We start from the raw sequence: 17,057 nt of genomic DNA, 5'->3' as shown, positions 1-17,057 counted from the left end.
GGGGGTGGGGCCCGCCCTGCCGCATCAGCTCATGCGTCGGCTCTTTTGATGACTTACGGGGCCGTCCGCTGCCCGGCCGGCTCCCGCTCCGGCGCGCCGCCCGCCACCGCCTCGACGGAGCCCTTGGCCGGCGCGGAGGACTGGGCGATGAACGCGCCGACGAGGACGACCGCGCCACCGAGGATCTGCGGCGCCGACAGATGCTCGCCCAGCAGCACCCAGGCCAGCACGGTCGCGATGACCGCCTCCAGACAGGCCACCACGCCCGCGACCTGCGGCGAGAGGCGACGCACCGACAGCACGCCGGTGACGTAGGCGACGACCGTCGCGATCAGCACGATCCAGGCGAGCAGGAGCACGGCCGGTACGGCCGAACCGTCCATGTCGGCGGTGCCGCCCAGCACGGACCAGTCCATCCCCCACGGCCGGGCCACCACGGTCAGCACGACGGCGCCGATCAGCAGCCCGTAGGCGATGACCCCGAGCGGGTCGGGGGCGTCCTCGCCGGAGTCGCTGCCCTGGTCGGACAGCACGAAGTAGCCGACCTGGCAGCAGGCCGCGCCCAGCGCGAGAAGCAGCCCGAGCGTGTCGAAGCCGAGCCCCGCCCACACCTCGACCACGCAGGCCAGGCCGCCGACCGCGAGGACCACCCCGAGCGCGGCAGCACGTGTGACCGGACGCCGCTGCACGAACCGCACCCAGCCGAGGACGAGCGCGGGCGCGAGGTACTCCACGAGCAGGGCGACACCGACGGGGATGCGGGAGATCGCCGCGAAGTAGCAGGCCTGCACACCGGCCACGGCCAGCAGTCCGAAGCCGGCCAGCAGCGCGGGCCGCCGGCGCAGCAGGGCGCGATGGCGCACCGCGAGCGGCAGCATCACCAGGGCCGCGCCGGCCACCCGCAGCCACACCACGTGCAGCGGGTCCAGGCCCGCCTCGATCAACGGCTTGGCCGCGACCCCGGACCCGCCGAAGGCGAGCGCCGATCCGAGGGCGAGGCCGAGGCCCACGCCCTTTCCACGGGCGTCGGCACTGCTGTTCGTCGTAGACACCGGCACATGATGACAGGCGATGACATGAGCGTCATCCCCGATGACACCTGTCTCACCGTACGGACGCGAACCCTCCGCTCACGGGGCGGGCTCAGGGCGTGGCCTCGCCGCTCTCGGCGTACTCCTCCGGCCGCCGCGGCCGGCTCTCGATGCGCAGGAACAGCTCCCGGGGGTCCACCCCGGCCCGGGTCAGCACCTCGACGGCACGGGCCTGCGGGTCGGCGACGACGGCGGCGAGCAGATCGACACAGCAGGCCTCGTCCTCACCGAACCGCGCGGCACGCGCGCGTGCGTGCTCCAGCGCGGCGGAGGCGAGCGGCGAGCATCCCTCGACCGCGCTCACCACGGGAATGGCGCCGGAATCCTCCACGGTGCTCTGCCAGCGCAGCCCGTAGCCGATGCTGCGCTGCACGAGATACCCGAGCAGCCGGGCGACCTGCGCCCCGTCCTCGAAGACGGCACACACCTCGGGATCGTGCTCCAGCAGCGAGTGCAGCACATGCGCGGTGTCGATCTGCCGGTCCCCGTCGCGCAGCGCCCGTCTGCGGGCACCGGCCAGCACCGCGGCGAGCTCGGCACTGAGCCCGGCAGCGGCGTCGGCGCGGGCGCCGACCTGGTCACCGGTCGACTGCCGGGGAATACGGGGTTGCACATCCACCACCCCATCAGCCGGGGCCGTCCAGGTCATCCCCGTCCGGGAGCATTCTCGTGTCCCACGGGAAGGGGACACCGCCGCCCGGAATCTCCTCCTTGGGGAGGAGATCTCGGCCGACCTCACAAAGGGGCGCGCGCCGGTTTGCCTCGCGCCCCGGAGGCAACCATCGGGCGCCCGCCGCTCGTCCCGAAGTGCATGGAGAGCGGGTGCTGGCTGGTGGAGCTGCCGGCCGTGGACGGCAGACAGTACGTGTACCGGGTGTACGCCCCGGAGGACGCGCTGCTCGCTGACCTGTTCTGGGAGGCGTGGCACTGCCACGACGAAGGACCCCATCCGCGCGCGTGGGACCTCTTCGACGCGGCGGTGATACGCAAGGCGTGCTGAACTGCCGCACTGCGGCTTCTGACGGATCGTCAGTATTGACGGTTCGCGCGTATTGAAGGTTCGCGCCCCCGGAGCTACGTTCCGCGACACCGCAGCCCGACACGAAGAGGTGGTCGTATGGCCGAAGTCAGCGCTCAGGCACGGATCGAGGCTCCCGCGGAGAAGGTGTGGGCACAGCTCACGGAGTGGTCCGCCTACGGCGAGTGGAACGCGACCCACACCGGCTTCCCCGCGGGCGGGCCCGAGGCCCTGGCGGTGGGGGCGACGTTCCTGGAGAACATGAAGCTGATGGGGTTCCCGGCCGAGGTCGAGTGGACCGTCGAGGAACTGGAGCCGGCCCGGCTGCTGTTCATCCGCGGCAAGGGCCCCATGGCGGTCAGCCTCGCCACGCGCTACACCCTCAGCCCGCAGGGCGAGGCCACCTCGGTGCGGATCGACGGGGAGTTCACGGGCGCGGCCGTCTCCCTGATGGCGGGCCGCCTGAAGGACTCTGCGACGGCCGCGCTGGAGGAGTCCCTGCGCAGGCTGGACGGACTGCTGACCTGAGGGGCCGCCCCGCCCCGGACACACAAAGGTGCCCCGCGGCACGAACCGCGGGGCACCCTGACCGCCGTACGGAAGGATTCAGTCCTCGTCGGCGAGGATGAGGTACAGCTTCTTGCGGGCCTCGTTGACGACCGCCAGCGCCTTCTCGCGCTGCTCCTTGCTGCCGGTCTTCCAGACCTGCCCGAAGGCCTCCATCAGGCCGAACCCGGCCTGGCGGATCTCCCCCAGGGCCTCCCAGTCGACGCCGCGCCCGGCGTCCTCCCAGGGCGCCTCGGGCCCCTCCTCGGCGGCCGCGCGGCCGGAGTCGGTGAGGGAGAACAGCTTCTTGCCGCCCTCGCTCTCACTGGCGATCAGCCCCTCGTCCTCCAGCAGCTGGAGGGTCGGGTACACCGAACCCGGGCTGGGCTTCCATGCCCCGCCGCTGCGCTCGGCGATCTCCTGGATCATCTCGTAGCCGTGCATCGGCCGGTCCCTGAGCAGGGCCAGGATCGAGGCGCGCACATCTCCTCGCCGCGCCCTCCCTCGTGGCCCACCTCGGCCACGACCGCCCCAGGGTCCGGGCCCGAAGCCACCGAACCCGGGACCCCCAGGCCCACCGGGGCCCCCGGGCCCGAACGGACCGAAGGCCGCCCGACGCCCCTCGAAACCATGCCCACGCTCGAATCCGTGCTTACGCATCGCACTCACTCCATTCCATCGTTGATCTGTCGCGATGCTTCAACGATATATCGGAAACGTGCTTACGACAACCCTCGCCGAAAAAATCCGCGGCCGGCGGTCACACATGTCCCACGGCATCCGTCAGTGAGGTGAACGGATCACCGCGCGGGCCCCGAGCCCCGCCCCTCCCGGAAGGAAGACGCCTCATGACCACCTCGCGACTGCCCAACCCCCAGCAGCTCGTCCCGGCTCTGGCCGAGGTCGGCGGCGCCCTGTTCAAGGCCGTCGGGAACGGCGCGGTGCCGCAGACGACCGTCAGCCTGGTGCAGTTGCGCGCCGGCCAGATCGTCGGCAGCGCCTACCTGACGACCCTGCACACCGGCAACCTGCGCAGGGCCGGCGAGTCGGAGGAGCGCATCACCGCTGTGGCCTCCTGGCGGGACGCCCCGCACTTCACCGACGCCGAGCGCGCCGCCCTGGCGCTCGTGGACGCCGTACTGACCCCCGCCGCGCACGGCGAGCGCGTCCCCGACGAGCTGTACGCGCAGGCGGCCGAGCACTACGACGAGACGGCCCTCACCACGCTCGCCCTGGTGATCGGCCAGGTCAACTTCTTCGTACCGCTCGCCCTGATCGGCAGGCCGGTGCCGGGGGCCGCCCCCGCCGAGCAGTGGCGCCCGGCGGCGGCCCGGTAGCGGGCAGGCCCGCTCAGGTCCAGTGCTCTCGAATTGGCATTGGCCTGCGGCTTCCGGGCCCCTCTACCGTTCGTGTCCATGCGGATTCGAATCGTCGACGCCTTCACCGACCGCCCCTTCGCCGGCAACCCCGCCGGGGTCCTCCTCCTGGACGCCTTCCCGGAGGACGACCGGCTTCAGAAGATCGCCATGGAGGTGAACCACGCGGAGACCGCCTTCGCCCACCCCCTGCCCGAGGGCGGCGAGGCCGACTGGGCGCTGCGCTGGTTCACCCCCGTCGCCGAGGTCGCGATGTGCGGCCACGCCACCCTCGCCACGGCCCACGTGCTGCACGGCACGGGCACGCACGAGGGCCCGGTGCGGTTCGCCACACGCAGTGGCGTGCTCGTCGCGACGCCCGGCGAGGACGGCTGGATCACCCTGGACTTCCCCACGGCCCCGCTCACCCGCGTCGACGTCCCGGACGGCATCGCCGAGGCCCTCGGAGCCGAGCCGCTCAACGCCTTCGACACCGGCCCCAACGTCGGCGACCTGCTCGTCGAACTGCCCGACGAGAAGACCGTCCTCGGCCTCACCCCGGACCACAGGGCCCTCGGCCGTCACTCCTCGCGCGGCATCATCGCCACCGCCCGCGCCCAGGAGGCCGCCGACGAGTACGACTTCGTCTCCCGCTGCTTCTTCCCCAACGTCGGCATCGACGAGGACCCGGTCACCGGCAGCGCCCACACCGCCCTCGCCCCCTACTGGTCCGAGCGCCTCGGCCGCACCGAGCTGACCGGCCTGCAGGCCTCGCCCCGCTCCGGCCTGGTGCGCACCCGCCTGACCGGCGACCGCACCCTGCTGACCGGCCGCGCCGTCACCACCATCGACGGCGAGCTGCTCGCCTGACACACGCGAAAGGGGGCGTACGACGGTGTCGTACGCCCCCTTCTCACGCCTCACGGCCTCACGCGGTCGGCAGCCACCCCACCTTGCCCGCGAGCAGCCCGTATCCCACGAACGCGCCGATGTCGAGCAGCGAGTGGGCCACCACCAGCGGCCCGACCCGGCCCCAGCGCCGGTACAGGTACACGAACACCACGCCCATCACCATGTTGCCGACGAAACCGCCGATGCCCTGGTAGAGGTGGTACGAGCCGCGCAGCACCGAGCTGCCGACGAGCGCCTTCTCCGGCGACCAGCCCAACTGGCCGAGCCGGCGCAGCAGATAGCCGACCACGATGACCTCTTCGAGGACGGCGTTCTGCACGGCCGAAAGGATCAGCACCGGGTACTTCCACCACACCTCCGGCAGGGCCTCCGGCACCACGGTGAGGTTGAAGCCGAGGCCCCGGGCGGCGAGGTAGAAGGCGATGCCGGTGCTGCCGATCACGGCGGCGACCGCTGCACCGCGGCCCAGGTCGGGCCAGGGCCGGGTGCGGTCGAAGCCGAGGGTCCGCAGGCCCTGGCCCTCGCGCAGCAGGAAGTGCGCGACGAGCGCGACCGGCACAAGGGCGGTGGTGATCCCGAAGAGCTGCCAGGCGAGATCCAGCCAGGGACGGCCGGGCGCGGCCGAGGCGTTCAGCGTGGCGGCCTGGTCCTTCAGGCCGCCCGGTCTGGTCACCGAGCCGATGAAGCTGATCAGCGCGGACACGCCACTGGCGCCGAGCGAGAGCGCCAGCACGAGCAGCGTCTCGTCCCGCAGGGTCCGCCGGGACAGCCCCTCCCCCGCCGCCGGTCCGCCGACCGCTCCCGCTTCCGCCTGCACCCCTGCCTCCAGCCGCTCGCCCACGCCCTAGGTCCCTCATCATCACCTGTCAGGACGTACGGCGAACATCAGGGGCGGCGCTCACACGACCGGCACCGGCTCCGGCAGTCCCACCGGCCAGGTGTGGACCGGCTCGCCCTGGTGCATCAGCTCGCTGTAGCGGCGGGTGGTGGCGGCCAGCGCCTCGGGCCGGGTCAGGCCGGCCTCCAGGGCCTTGTGGAAGGTGGCGACCTGCCAGGACGCCCCGTTGACGCGCCGCCGGCACCGCTCGTCGATCACCCCCAGGTACAAGTCCCGGTCGGCGGGTTCCACACCCCACGCGTCGAGCCCGACCGCCGCGAGCGGCAGCAGCTCCTCGCGTACGAGGGTGACGGCGTCGACCTCGCCGACACCGCCGTAGCGGCCGCGCCGGGGCCAGCGGAAGCGGGCGTCGATGCCGAGGCGGCACGCGGCGTCGAAGTTGGCGGCCGCCGTCTCGAACGGCAGCCGGGTCCACACCGGCCGGGACTCCTCGGCCAGCGCGCGGACCAGGCCGTAGTAGAAGGCGGCGTTGGCGACGACGTCCGTGACCGTGGGGCCCGCGGGCAGCACCCGGTTCTCCACCCGCAGGTGCGGAACCCCGTCGGCGACGCCGTAGACCGGCCGGTTCCAGCGGTAGACCGTGCCGTTGTGCAGGACCAGCTCCGCGAGGCTCGGCACGCCCCCGGCGTCCAGCACCTCCAGCGGGTCCTCCTCGTCGCAGATCGGCAGCAGCGCCGGGAAGAAGCGCAGGTTCTCCTCGAACAGCTCGTACGCCGAACTGATCCAGCGCTCGCCGAACCAGGTCCGCGGCCGTACGCCCTGCGCCTGCAGCTCGGGCGGGCGGGTGTCGGTGGACTGCAGGAACAGCGGCGGCCGCGACTCGCGCCACAGCTCCCGGCCGAACAGGAAGGGCGAGTTGGCGCCCATGGCTATCTGCGGCGCGCAGGCCACCTGGGCGGCGTTCCACACGTCGGCGAACCGGGCCGGGGTCACCTGGAGGTGCAACTGCACGGACGTACAGGCGGCTTCGGGCACGATGGACCGGGCGGTGCAGGTCAGGCGCTCGACGCCGTCGATGTCGAGGGTGAAGTCCTCGCCTCGGGCGGTGACGATCTGGTCGTTGAGCAGGGTGTAGCGGTCCGAGGCGGAGAGGTTCGAGGACACCAGGTCGTCGCGGTCGAGGGTGGGCAGAATGCCGATCATCACGATGCCGGCGTCGAGTTCGGCCGCTTTCCGGTGCGCATATGCCAGACCCGTGCGGAGTTCCTCGGCCAGCCGGTCGAAAACCCGCCCGCCGAGGCGGTGCGGCGCAATGTTCACTTCAAGGTTGAACGTGGCGAGTTCTGTTTGGAAATCGCGGCTCGCGATGCGTTCCAGGACTTGCGCGTTCAACATTCTGGGCAGGCCGTCGGACCCGGCGAGATTCAGCTCGATCTCCAGCCCCATGAGGTTCTTGGGGCGATCGAACCGCTTCTCCGCCAGGAGCCGCTCCAGTCCCCTCAGGCACCGCCGGAGCTTGTCGCGGTAGCGCTGCCGATCGGACAGGTCGAACGCGCCTGCCACGACCTTCTCCCCCATCGGGGCCTCCCTCCTCGGATGTGCGGACCGCCGGACCGGCCGCCGGGGTCCTGGTGCAGGGGGGATGATGCCCAGCCGGAGCGATCGATAACGTCCCCGCAGCCACCCCTGCACCGCTACTCTGATGAAAGCGGCACACGGGGTACCGGGGGCACATTCCACGGGCAAGCGGGAACCAGCGGTTTCCGGCGGACGGTGACTCGTGAAAAACGCCGACGAGAATTGGCCTACCGCTCCAGGAGCGAAACCCGAGGTCATCGCCCTGCGACCGTTCCGGAATCGGGAGGATTTCCGCAGTTCCGCGACCGGATTACTCCTTGCCGGACTTCCCGGTAACGGCTAGCCGAAACACCGGGTGAACACCTGTCGTATAAACTCCGCGAACAAGGCAGAGAAGGCTGGCGCCCGCGGTCGCACGGAGTGCCGTCGAGCCGAGACCCGGCGAAACCGCCCGCCCTTTCGTCACCGACCCCGGCCCCCGCCTCTCTGACCTCGTGAGCAGACAGCGCCGTCCGCCCCCGCCCCTGCGCGCCCATGCCTGTCGAACGAGAGGCGACCCACCATGCCGCTGCATGTCCCCCCGGCTCCCGCGCCCGCCCTGCGCACCGTCCTCACGGCCCTCGGTTCCCCCACCGCCGTCCGTGAGGCCCCGACCCCCTCCCTGCGCATCGCCGAGGGACCCGTGACGCCCGAAATGCCGCTGCCCGTGCACGTGCTGGACCGGTTCGCCGCCGGGGGCCCGCCCGCCACCAGGCTGGCCGGGTGGCGCTTCATGATCCGCAACGGCGATCGCGCGCTGGCCGCCGCCGAGACCCGGCTCACGCCGGACGGCTGGGCGTTCGCGCACTTCTTCGAGGGCCCCTACATCGCCTCCACCGAGCGCGCCCTGCGGCAGGCCGAGACACTGACCCAGGCCTACCAGCCACGTCTGCTGTCCATCCCCAGCCTCTACATGCTGACCCTGTGGCTGCACGGCGACCTGGCCGCGGACGGCTCGACCGGCGGACTCCAGCCCGCCGACCTGCTCGTCCCGCTGGCCCCCGCCCCGCCCGGCATCGCCTCGCACCTCCCGCACCGCGTCGCCGAACTGCTCCCGCTGCTCACCCATCGCGTGACACCGGTCGTACCGCCGCCGCTGCTCGGCTCGCCGGCCTGAGGCCGTCTGCGGCATCTCGCCTCCGGCACTCCGCCGCCTGGGGCCGCCTCCGGGGTTCCGCCTCGGGTATTCCGCCTCCGCCCCGCCGTGGTCGTCCCGCGGCGGGGTTCTTCGTGCGCCCGCCGCACGCCTTCTCCTACGAGCACACCTCCGCTCGTACGAGCTGATCATCGCCCTGTTGCCCATGCGGACTAGCCCTTTACGGCCACCGCGAACCACCCGAAAGGGCAGTGCAGTTGAGGTGAACCGTCCGCGCGGGTGACGCGTCCTCAACCTGTGAGAAGCGGTGCTGCGAAATCCCTGCGGATCGACGCCCGTGGGGCAACACTTGGTTCCGGACCGACTTATCACAACGGGGGGCGGCCATGAACGACTCTTCACGCCGCGGGACAGACACCACAGCCATCTCATCCACCACGACCGAGCGAAAGATCCCACCCATGTGCCAGCACCAGCCACCGTGCCCCTCAGCCGACTCCGCCGACCGTGAGTCCGCCCGCCTCTTGGCGGCTCACCCGGAGCAGGGATGGAGCCTGCTCTGCAACGGCGTCGTCGTCTTCGAGGACACCGGTGAGCTCCTGCCGGACGGCCAGATCATCGCCCCGCACCGCCCGCTGGACACCAGCAGGGTCGTGACGGCCGCCTGAGCAGTCCAGGGCGCCGGCCACGACGGGAGGCGCCCGCGCAACGCCCGACAGGCGTCGGCCATGGCTGGAGGCGCCCACGCGCGACAACAGGCGTCGCCACGAACAGGAGACGCCACGCACCGACAGGGGCCGGCCCGCGGCGCACCGCCGCGCACCGGCCCCGACGTATGCGCGCGGCCCGTCACCGGCGACACGCCATATCGTGACGGTCATGCAGTCCTACACCATCGGCCAGGCCGCCCGTCTGCTCGGCGTCAGCCCCGACACCGCACGCCGCTGGGCCGACGCCGGGCGCGTGGCCACCCACCGCGACGACACCGGCCGCCGGCTCATCGACGGGCGTGACCTCGCCGCGTTCTCCGTGGAGCTGGCCAGAGCGTCCACCACCCCGGACGACGACGAGCCCCCGTACACCTCGGTCCGCAACGCCTTCCCCGGCATCGTCACGGCCATCAAGCTCGGCGACGTCGCCGCCCAGGTGGAGATCCAGGCGGGCCCGCACCGACTCGTCTCGCTGCTGACCCGCGAGGCCGTGGAGGAGCTGGGACTGGAGGTCGGCATGGAGGCCACGGCCCGGGTGAAGTCGACAAACGTACACATCGACCGTACGTAGATCCTCCGCGGCAACCGCATGTGCGGATCAACATGACTGCTTACGCTCGCTCATGCGATGCTCCAGCAGACCTGAGGCCAGCATCTGCGTCACTATGATCGGCGTATCGGCAGGGCCGCTCCGGCATGCCCTGCGCGAACGGCCGATGCCCGGGAGGGACCTGTGACGACTCGATCCGTACGCACACGCCGCGCCATCGTGGGAGGGATCGCGCTGCTGGCCCTTTCGGCCTGCGGTGCGTCCTCGGACTCCCCCGGATCCCAGGCGGCCGGCTCCTCCGGCAAGGTGTCCGGCACGGTCACGGTCTTCGCGGCCGCCTCGCTGAAGGAGAGCTTCACGAAACTGGGCGCGGAATTCGAGCGGCAGCACCCGGGCGCGCACGTCACCTTCAGCTTCGGGGGCAGCGACTCGCTCGCCGCGAGCATCACGGGAGGCGCGCCCGCCGACGTCTTCGCCGCGGCCAGCCCCAAGACGATGACCCTCGTGACGGACGCGGGCGCCGCGGCGGGCACCCCCACCACCTTCGTCCGCAACGAGCTGGCGATCGCCACGCTGCCCGGCAACCCGGACGACATCTCCTCCCTCAAGGACCTCACCGCCCCCGGCCTGAAGGTCGTCCTCTGCGACAAGGACGTCCCCTGCGGCTCCGCCGCCCAGAAGGCCCTGGACGCCGCCGGCCTCCGGCTCACCCCCGTCTCCTACGAGCAGGACGTCAAGGGCGCCCTGATGAAGGTCGAGCTGGACGAGGCCGACGCGGCGGTCGTGTACAAGACGGACGTGAAGGCGGCGGGCGACAAGGTCCAGGGCGTGGAGTTCCCGGAGTCCGCCGACGCGATCAACGACTACCCGATCGCCCTCCTCAAGAACGCCCACCACACGGAAACGGCCCAGGCCTTCATCGACCTCGTGAAGTCCCCCAAGGGCCAGAAGATCCTCACGGACGCGGGATTTCTGAAGCCATGAGCAGCACTACGCCCTGGAAGGACGACCCCACCGCCGACCCACCGCAAGCCGGCCTCGGCCCCTCCTGGGAGAACACCGGCGGCGCCGAGCCGCGCGAGGGCAACGCGGGAGGATCTCTTCGCGGCAATAGGGGCGGCGGCACAGCAGGCGCAGGCAGCACAGATGGCGGCGCCGTCGGCACAGGCGGCACCGGCGGCACAGGCGGCACAGGCGGCACCAGCAACCCTCACCCGGCGCCCTCCGACCCCGGCCTCCCCGACGGCAGGAGCAAGGCGCACCCCGCCCCCTCCGCCCCTCGGCGCCCCCGCACCCTCAAACCCCGCCCCCGCACCCGCACAACCCCGATCCCCCTCCCCCTCCTCATCCCGGCACTCTTCGGCCTGGCCTTCCTGCTCCTCCCCCTCCTCGCCCTGCTCATCCGGACGCCCTGGAGCACGCTGCCCGAGCAGCTGACCAGCCCGGAGGTGTGGCAGGCGCTGCGGCTGTCGCTGGTCTGCGCGACGGCGGCGACGGCCCTGAGCCTCGTCCTCGGTGTGCCCCTCGCCTGGCTGCTGGCCCGCACCGACTTCCCGGGCCGCCGCCTGCTCCGCGCCCTGGTGACCCTGCCCCTCGTGCTGCCCCCGGTCGTCGGTGGTGTGGCCCTGCTGCTGGCCCTCGGCCGCAACGGCGTGGTCGGGCAGTGGCTGGACGCCTGGTTCGGCATCACGCTCCCCTTCACCACGACGGGCGTGGTGATCGCGGAGACCTTCGTGGCGCTGCCGTTCCTGGTCATCAGCGTCGAGGGCACCCTGCGTGCCGCGGACCCCCGCTACGAGGAGGCCGCCACCACCCTCGGCGCCTCCCGTTTCACGGCGTTCCGCCGCGTCACCCTGCCCCTCATCGCCCCGGGCATCGGAGCGGGCTCGGTCCTCGCCTGGGCCCGGGCGCTGGGCGAGTTCGGCGCGACGATCACCTTCGCCGGCAACTTCCCCGGCCGCACCCAGACCATGCCCCTCGCCGTCTACCTGGCCCTCCAGAACGACCCGGCCGCGGCCATCGCCCTGAGCCTGGTCCTCCTGACGGTCTCGATCGCCGTACTGGCGGGCCTGCGGGACCGCTGGATGAGAGCACCGTAGAACCGGACAGCCCGAGGCAACCGCGGGCAGCCGCGTGAACGCCCCCACACAGCGAAACCAGGCCCTTTAAACCACAGCCCCAGGGACGACGACACCATGACCACCCCACGGACCCCGCCTCCGCCCCCGCCCCAGCCCGGCCTGGACGCCCGCCTGATCGTCGACCACGCCCCCTTCCACCTGGACGTCTCCCTCGCCGCGGCCCCAGGCGACGTCCTCGCCCTCCTCGGTCCCAACGGGGCGGGAAAGACCACCGCCCTGCGTACCCTCGCCGGCCTCACGCCCCTCACCGCGGGCCACCTCCACCTCGACGGCACCCCCCTTGAGCAGACCCCGCCCGAGGCGCGCCCGGTCGGGGTCGTCTTCCAGGACTACCTGCTCTTCCCCCACCTCACCGCCCTGGACAACGTCGCCTTCGGCCCCCGCTGCCAGGGCATCCCCAAGGCGGAGGCCCGCGCCCAGGCCGCAGAGTGGCTGGCCCGCATGGGCCTGGCCGACCACGTCGCCAGCAAGCCCCGCCACCTCTCCGGCGGCCAGGCCCAGCGCGTGGCCCTCGCCCGCGCCCTGGCCGTACGCCCCCGCCTGCTGCTCCTGGACGAGCCCCTCGCCGCACTGGACGCCCGCACCCGCCTGGAGGTGCGCGCCCAACTCCGCCGCCACCTCGCCGACTTCGAAGCGGTGGCCGTACTCGTCACCCACGACCCGCTGGACGCGATGGTGCTCGCAGACCGCCTGGTCGTGATCGAGGAGGGCCGTATCGTCCAGGAGGGCACCCCGTCCGAGATCGCGCGCCGCCCCCGCACGGACTACATCGCCCAGCTCGTCGGCCTGAACCTCTACCGCGGCGAGGCCGACGGCCACACCGTCCGCCTGGACGCCGGCCCGACCGTGACGACCACCGAGCACCTCACCGGCCCCGCCTTCGTGGCCTTCCCACCCAGCGCCGTCACCCTCTTCGGCGACCACCCCACCGGCTCCAGCGCCCGCAACCTGTGGCAGTGCGAGGTGGCCGGCCTGGAGACCCACGGCGACCAGATCCGCGTGGCCCTCACCGGCGACCTCCCCCTCGCCGCGGACCTCACCACCGTCGCCGCCGCCGAACTCGACCTGCACCTCGGCACAAAGGTCTGGGCCACGGTCAAGGCGACCCAGACGCACGCCTACCCGGCGTAAGGCAGAGAGCAGGCAGCAGAAAGGCGAGAGGCCCCGCCCCCGCAGAGCAGGGGCAGGGCCTCAGGCCTTACTCGGACCTCAGGACCTCAGTCCTCGTACGCGTCCAGCGGCGGGCAGGAGCACACCAGGTTCCGGTCACCGTACGCCTGGTCGATGCGCCGCACCGGCGGCCAGTACTTGTCGGCCACGGACACCCCGGCCGGGAACACGGCCTCCTCGCGCGAGTAGGCGTGCTTCCACTCCCCACCGAGCGCACCCGCGGTGTGCGGGGCGTTGTGCAGCGGGTTGTCCTCGGCCGGCCACTCGCCCGCGCCGACCTTCTCGATCTCGGCGCGGATGGCGATCATCGCGTCGCAGAAACGGTCCAGCTCGGCCAGGTCCTCGGACTCGGTCGGCTCGATCATCAGCGTGCCGGCCACCGGGAAGGACATCGTCGGCGCGTGGAAGCCGTAGTCGATGAGCCGCTTGGCGACGTCGTCCACGGACACACCGGTCGCCTTGGTGATCGGCCGCAGGTCGATGATGCACTCGTGCGCGACCAGCCCGCCCGGGCCGGTGTACAGCACCGGGTAGTGCGGCTCCAGGCGCTTGGCGACGTAGTTGGCGGACAGCACCGCCACCTGCGTGGCCCGCTTCAGCCCCTCACCGCCCATGAGACGGACGTACGCCCACGAGATCGGCAGGATGCCCGCGGAGCCCCACGGCGCCGCCGAGATCGGCCCGACACCGGTCTCGGGGCCGGCCGACGGCTGCAGCGGGTGGTTCGGCAGGTACGGCGCGAGGTGCTCGCGGACCGCGACGGGGCCGACACCCGGGCCGCCGCCACCGTGCGGGATGCAGAAGGTCTTGTGCAGGTTGAGGTGCGAGACGTCGCCGCCGAAGTGCCCCGGCTTGGCCAGGCCCACCAGCGCGTTCAGGTTGGCACCGTCGACGTACACCTGACCGCCGGCCTCGTGCACCTGCGCGCAGATGTCGGCGACGTGCTCCTCGAACACACCGTGCGTCGACGGGTACGTGATCATCAGCACCGCCAGCTCGTCACGGTGCTTCTCGATCTTCGCCCGCAGGTCCTCGACATCGATCTCGCCGTCCTCGGCGGTCTTCACGACGACGACCTTCATGCCCGCCATCACGGCGCTCGCGGCGTTCGTGCCGTGCGCGGAGGACGGGATCAGGCAGACGGTCCGCTGCTCGTCGCCGTTGGCGCGGTGGTATCCCCGTACGGCGAGCAGACCGGCCAGCTCACCCTGCGAGCCGGCGTTCGGCTGGAGGCTGACCTTGTCGTAGCCGGTGACCTCGGCGAGACGGTCCTCCAGCTCGTGGATGAGCGTGAGGTAGCCCTCGGCCTGCTCCTCGGGCGCGAAGGGGTGCAGCTGGCCGAACTCGGGCCAGGTGACCGGCTCCATCTCGGTGGTCGCGTTGAGCTTCATGGTGCAGGAGCCCAGCGGGATCATGCCGCGGTCGAGGGCGTAGTCACGGTCGGCGAGCTTGCGCAGGTAGCGCAGCATCGCGGTCTCGGAGCGGTGCTGGTGGAAGACCGGGTGGGTGAGGTAGTCGTCGGTGCGCAGCAGCGCCTCGGGCAGCGCCTCACCGGCGGCCGCGTCCAGCGCCTCGACGTCGCCCTCGACACCGAAGGCGGCCCAGACGGCCTGGAGCTGGTCCCGCGTGGTGGTCTCGTCGCAGGACATCGACACCTGGTCGGCGTCGACGAGGTGCAGGTTGACACCGTTCACACGCGCCGCGGCGACGACCTCGGCCGCACGGCCCTCGACGCGTGCACTGACCGTGTCGAAGAAAGAGCTGTGAACGACGTCAACACCGCCGGCCTTCAGCCCCTGCGCCAGGATCGCGGCGTAGCGGTGGGTCCGCCCGGCGATGCTCTTCAGCCCCTCGGGGCCGTGGTAGACGGCGTACATCCCGGCCATCACCGCGAGCAGCACCTGCGCGGTACAGATGTTGCTGGTGGCCTTCTCCCGGCGGATGTGCTGCTCACGCGTCTGGAGAGCCAGGCGGTACGCCTTGTTCCCGTCCGCGTCCACGGACACGCCCACGAGCCGGCCCGGCAGGCTGCGCGCGAACTTCTCGCGCACGGCCATGTAACCGGCGTGCGGCCCGCCGAAGCCCATCGGCACACCGAACCGCTGCGTCGTACCGACCGCGATGTCCGCGCCCAGCTCACCCGGCGACTTCAGCAGCGTCAGCGCCAGCAGATCGGCGGCCACGGTGACGAGCGCGCCGAGCTCGTGCGCCTGGTCGATGACCGGCTTGATGTCGCGTACGGCACCGGAGGCGCCCGGGTACTGGATCAGCACGCCGTTGATCTCACGCGCGGCGATCTCGGCCGGGATGCCCTCGCTCAGATCGGCGACGACGACCTCGACACCGGTCGGCTCGGCGCGGGTCTCGATCACGGCGATGGTCTGCGGCAGCGCGTCCGCGTCGATCAGGAAGAGGCCCTTCTTGTTCTTCCCCATCCGCAGCGACAGCGCCATGGCCTCCGCGGCCGCGGTGCCCTCGTCGAGCAGCGAGGCGCCGGAGGTCGGCAGCCCCGTCAGCTCGGCGACCATCGTCTGGAAATTCAGCAGGGCTTCCAGACGTCCCTGGGAGATCTCCGGCTGGTAAGGCGTGTACGCCGTGTACCAGGCCGGGTTCTCCATGACGTTGCGCAGGATGACCGGCGGGGTGAAAGTGCCGTAGTAGCCGAGCCCGATCATGGAGCCGAGGACCTGGTTGCGGTCGGCCAGCGAGCGCAGCTCGGCCAGCACCTCGGCCTCGGAGCGGGCGCCCGGCAGGTCCAGGGCGTCGGCGTTCTTGATCACGTCCGGCACCGCGGCGGCGGTGAGCTCGTCGAGCGAGCCGTAGCCGACCTGCGCGAGCATCTTGGCCCGCGCCTCCTGGTCGGGCCCGATGTGACGCTGCTCGAAGGGGATGCCCTGTTCGAGCTCGGAGAGCGGAATGCGCTGGGCGGTCATTGCGGAGGCCTCCTGGTCTGACGCGACCTTCGAGGGGCACCACGGCGCGGGTACCCCGACGGCCTCCCCCTCTGTCATCTCAACCTGAGAGCTTCACCGGCCGCCCGAGGGCGCCCGGCTTTCACCGTCGGTGAGAGCGGAAGCCGTCGACATCCGCCCTGCTTTCCAGAGTGACCTCGTCCGTGCGGTACGTGGGCCTGAGAGATTCCGGGGAGGATTTGCTCCTTCGGCGCCTCCGGTGACGATCGGAGGACTCTCCCGCACGGGGTCAGCAGCCGTCTGCAAGCCTACCAGCGAGCCCACCGCACGAGCCTTCGAGTGGCCGCGCACCCAAATGTGCTCTTTCGTAGTGCTTACGGATGATTTGCGACCAAGTGGAGGGCTCGTGCAGACCGACATCGATCCGCGCAACCTGATCGGCCGCAAGGCGTTCGACCGCAACGGCACCAAGATCGGCACGATCGACGAGGTGTACCTCGACGACGCGACCGGCGTGCCGGAATGGGCGGCCATACGCACCGGCCTGTTCTCCAGAGACGCCTTCGTCCCCCTGGAGCCCAGCGAGCTGATCGAGGGCACACTCCACGTCCCCTTCGACCGAGCCCTCATCAAGGACGCCCCCGACTTCGGCGTCGGCCGCCACCTCTCCCCCGAACAGGAACTCCAGCTCTACCACCACTACGGCCTCAACGTGGCCCCATCACCTCCGCCCCCCGACCGGGACTTCGGCAACGTCGCAGGCCAGGACCCCCACAACGACCACGATCCGCACACGCATCCCCAGTGACCTCCGCGCAGCCGGAGCCCCGCCCGGGCGCCGCCTAGGGGTAGTCCCCGCTGATGCAGCACGGGCCGACGGCAGGCACGAGCACGCGGAGAGCCCGGGCCAAGCGGAGACCCCGGGCCAAGCGGAGAGCCCGGGCCGAGAAGGGTGCCCACGCACTCACCATCGCTGAGCGCCACAGGCGGGCACGCACCACGCCCGGCCGCCGGCCGCCCGGCACGGACGACCGGGCACGCACCCGGCCGCCGGCCGCCGACCGCCTGGCACGGACGATTACGCGGACCGCCCGCCGCCAC

17 protein-coding genes and 1 riboswitch are annotated in these 17,057 nt (G+C 71.8%); of the genes, 11 read left to right on the top strand and 6 right to left on the bottom strand.

Annotated elements, in window-relative coordinates:
- Positions 1-53 precede the first annotated feature (53 nt).
- The gene (locus tag RKD23_RS31960; RefSeq protein WP_424856837.1) at positions 54-1,058 is read right to left on the bottom strand and encodes an EamA family transporter; all 1,005 of its coding nucleotides are present in this window, start codon (positions 1,056-1,058) and stop codon (positions 54-56) included.
- An 85-nt stretch (positions 1,059-1,143) separates the two neighbouring features.
- The gene (locus RKD23_RS31955; RefSeq protein ID WP_424856836.1) at positions 1,144-1,704 is read right to left on the bottom strand and encodes a Clp protease N-terminal domain-containing protein; all 561 of its coding nucleotides are present in this window, start codon (positions 1,702-1,704) and stop codon (positions 1,144-1,146) included.
- Positions 1,705-1,902: 198 nt separating this feature from the next.
- On the opposite strand from RKD23_RS31955, the gene RKD23_RS31950 reads away from it, so the two are divergent.
- Positions 1,903-2,091 (top strand): hypothetical protein, encoded by a 189-nt coding sequence (locus RKD23_RS31950; protein WP_424856835.1) that lies wholly within the window; start codon positions 1,903-1,905, stop codon positions 2,089-2,091.
- Positions 2,092-2,208: 117 nt separating this feature from the next.
- Complete coding sequence (locus tag RKD23_RS31945; RefSeq protein ID WP_424856834.1) at positions 2,209-2,637, top strand: type II toxin-antitoxin system Rv0910 family toxin; 429 nt, start codon at positions 2,209-2,211, stop codon at positions 2,635-2,637.
- Positions 2,638-2,715: 78 nt separating this feature from the next.
- Here RKD23_RS31945 and RKD23_RS31940 read toward each other — a convergent pair whose 3' ends face one another.
- Positions 2,716-3,315, bottom strand: coding sequence for a PadR family transcriptional regulator (locus RKD23_RS31940; protein WP_424856833.1), 600 nt, complete (start codon positions 3,313-3,315; stop codon positions 2,716-2,718).
- A 188-nt stretch (positions 3,316-3,503) separates the two neighbouring features.
- Here RKD23_RS31940 and RKD23_RS31935 point away from each other — a divergent pair, with 188 nt between their 5' ends.
- Both RKD23_RS31935 and RKD23_RS31930 read left to right on the top strand, forming a co-directional pair.
- Positions 3,504-3,992, top strand: coding sequence for a carboxymuconolactone decarboxylase family protein (locus RKD23_RS31935; protein WP_424856832.1), 489 nt, complete (start codon positions 3,504-3,506; stop codon positions 3,990-3,992).
- Between the two features lie 78 nt (positions 3,993-4,070).
- Complete coding sequence (locus RKD23_RS31930; protein ID WP_424856831.1) at positions 4,071-4,880, top strand: PhzF family phenazine biosynthesis protein; 810 nt, start codon at positions 4,071-4,073, stop codon at positions 4,878-4,880.
- A gap of 58 nt (positions 4,881-4,938) precedes the next feature.
- Here the strand turns inward: RKD23_RS31930 and RKD23_RS31925 are convergent, their stop codons facing one another.
- Both RKD23_RS31925 and RKD23_RS31920 read right to left on the bottom strand, forming a co-directional pair.
- Positions 4,939-5,739 carry a CPBP family intramembrane glutamic endopeptidase gene (locus tag RKD23_RS31925; protein WP_424858381.1) on the bottom strand — a complete coding sequence of 267 codons (801 nt, stop codon included), beginning with the start codon at positions 5,737-5,739 and terminating at the stop codon, positions 4,939-4,941.
- A gap of 81 nt (positions 5,740-5,820) precedes the next feature.
- On the bottom strand, positions 5,821-7,338 hold the full coding sequence (locus RKD23_RS31920; RefSeq protein ID WP_424856830.1) for a glutamate--cysteine ligase: 1,518 nt from the start codon (positions 7,336-7,338) through the stop codon (positions 5,821-5,823).
- 562 nt (positions 7,339-7,900) lie between these two features.
- On the opposite strand from RKD23_RS31920, the gene RKD23_RS31915 reads away from it, so the two are divergent.
- From RKD23_RS31915 to RKD23_RS31890, 6 genes are all read left to right on the top strand, one after another.
- On the top strand, positions 7,901-8,494 hold the full coding sequence (locus RKD23_RS31915; protein WP_424856829.1) for a hypothetical protein: 594 nt from the start codon (positions 7,901-7,903) through the stop codon (positions 8,492-8,494).
- Between the two features lie 440 nt (positions 8,495-8,934).
- Entirely contained in the window at positions 8,935-9,141 is a 207-nt protein-coding gene (locus RKD23_RS31910; protein WP_404040007.1) for a DUF5999 family protein, read from the top strand.
- A 211-nt stretch (positions 9,142-9,352) separates the two neighbouring features.
- Positions 9,353-9,754, top strand: a complete 402-nt coding sequence (locus RKD23_RS31905; protein ID WP_404040010.1) for a TOBE domain-containing protein — start codon at positions 9,353-9,355, stop codon at positions 9,752-9,754.
- A gap of 162 nt (positions 9,755-9,916) precedes the next feature.
- Entirely contained in the window at positions 9,917-10,717 is an 801-nt protein-coding gene (modA, locus tag RKD23_RS31900) for a molybdate ABC transporter substrate-binding protein (RefSeq protein ID WP_424856828.1), read from the top strand.
- A 344-nt stretch (positions 10,718-11,061) separates the two neighbouring features.
- A complete protein-coding gene (locus RKD23_RS31895) occupies positions 11,062-11,832 on the top strand; it encodes an ABC transporter permease (RefSeq protein WP_424858380.1) in 771 nt (256 codons plus the stop codon).
- A 96-nt stretch (positions 11,833-11,928) separates the two neighbouring features.
- Positions 11,929-13,005, top strand: coding sequence for an ABC transporter ATP-binding protein (locus RKD23_RS31890; RefSeq protein ID WP_424856827.1), 1,077 nt, complete (start codon positions 11,929-11,931; stop codon positions 13,003-13,005).
- A gap of 86 nt (positions 13,006-13,091) precedes the next feature.
- Here RKD23_RS31890 and gcvP read toward each other — a convergent pair whose 3' ends face one another.
- Positions 13,092-15,977, bottom strand: coding sequence for an aminomethyl-transferring glycine dehydrogenase (gene gcvP, locus RKD23_RS31885; RefSeq protein ID WP_424856826.1), 2,886 nt, complete (start codon positions 15,975-15,977; stop codon positions 13,092-13,094).
- A 175-nt stretch (positions 15,978-16,152) separates the two neighbouring features.
- Positions 16,153-16,248, bottom strand: a riboswitch (glycine riboswitch).
- A gap of 114 nt (positions 16,249-16,362) precedes the next feature.
- Here gcvP and RKD23_RS31880 point away from each other — a divergent pair.
- Positions 16,363-16,764 (top strand): PRC-barrel domain-containing protein, encoded by a 402-nt coding sequence (locus RKD23_RS31880; RefSeq protein ID WP_404040025.1) that lies wholly within the window; start codon positions 16,363-16,365, stop codon positions 16,762-16,764.
- Positions 16,765-17,057: the final 293 nt, after the last annotated feature.

It is taken from the genome of Streptomyces sp. SAI-170 (genome assembly GCF_049739565.1).
Classification (GTDB): Bacteria; Actinomycetota; Actinomycetes; order Streptomycetales; family Streptomycetaceae; genus Streptomyces.
Note: the sequence above shows the minus strand (reverse complement) of the source record. Positions and strands in the feature narration are given on the sequence as shown.

What these genes read in the sequence shown, in the direction of transcription:
- RKD23_RS31920 (WP_424856830.1), bottom strand. Translation starts at nt 7,338, where the DNA reads ATGGGGGAGAAGGTCGTGGCAGGCGCGTTCGACCTGTCCGATCGGCAG.
- RKD23_RS31910 (WP_404040007.1), top strand. Translation starts at nt 8,935, where the DNA reads ATGTGCCAGCACCAGCCACCGTGCCCCTCAGCCGACTCCGCCGACCGT.
- RKD23_RS31905 (WP_404040010.1), top strand. Translation starts at nt 9,353, where the DNA reads ATGCAGTCCTACACCATCGGCCAGGCCGCCCGTCTGCTCGGCGTCAGC.
- RKD23_RS31935 (WP_424856832.1), top strand. Translation starts at nt 3,504, where the DNA reads ATGACCACCTCGCGACTGCCCAACCCCCAGCAGCTCGTCCCGGCTCTG.
- RKD23_RS31945 (WP_424856834.1), top strand. Translation starts at nt 2,209, where the DNA reads ATGGCCGAAGTCAGCGCTCAGGCACGGATCGAGGCTCCCGCGGAGAAG.
- RKD23_RS31890 (WP_424856827.1), top strand. Translation starts at nt 11,929, where the DNA reads ATGACCACCCCACGGACCCCGCCTCCGCCCCCGCCCCAGCCCGGCCTG.
- gcvP (WP_424856826.1), bottom strand. Translation starts at nt 15,977, where the DNA reads ATGACCGCCCAGCGCATTCCGCTCTCCGAGCTCGAACAGGGCATCCCC.
- RKD23_RS31940 (WP_424856833.1), bottom strand. Translation starts at nt 3,315, where the DNA reads ATGCGTAAGCACGGATTCGAGCGTGGGCATGGTTTCGAGGGGCGTCGG.
- RKD23_RS31950 (WP_424856835.1), top strand. Translation starts at nt 1,903, where the DNA reads ATGGAGAGCGGGTGCTGGCTGGTGGAGCTGCCGGCCGTGGACGGCAGA.
- RKD23_RS31930 (WP_424856831.1), top strand. Translation starts at nt 4,071, where the DNA reads ATGCGGATTCGAATCGTCGACGCCTTCACCGACCGCCCCTTCGCCGGC.
- RKD23_RS31915 (WP_424856829.1), top strand. Translation starts at nt 7,901, where the DNA reads ATGCCGCTGCATGTCCCCCCGGCTCCCGCGCCCGCCCTGCGCACCGTC.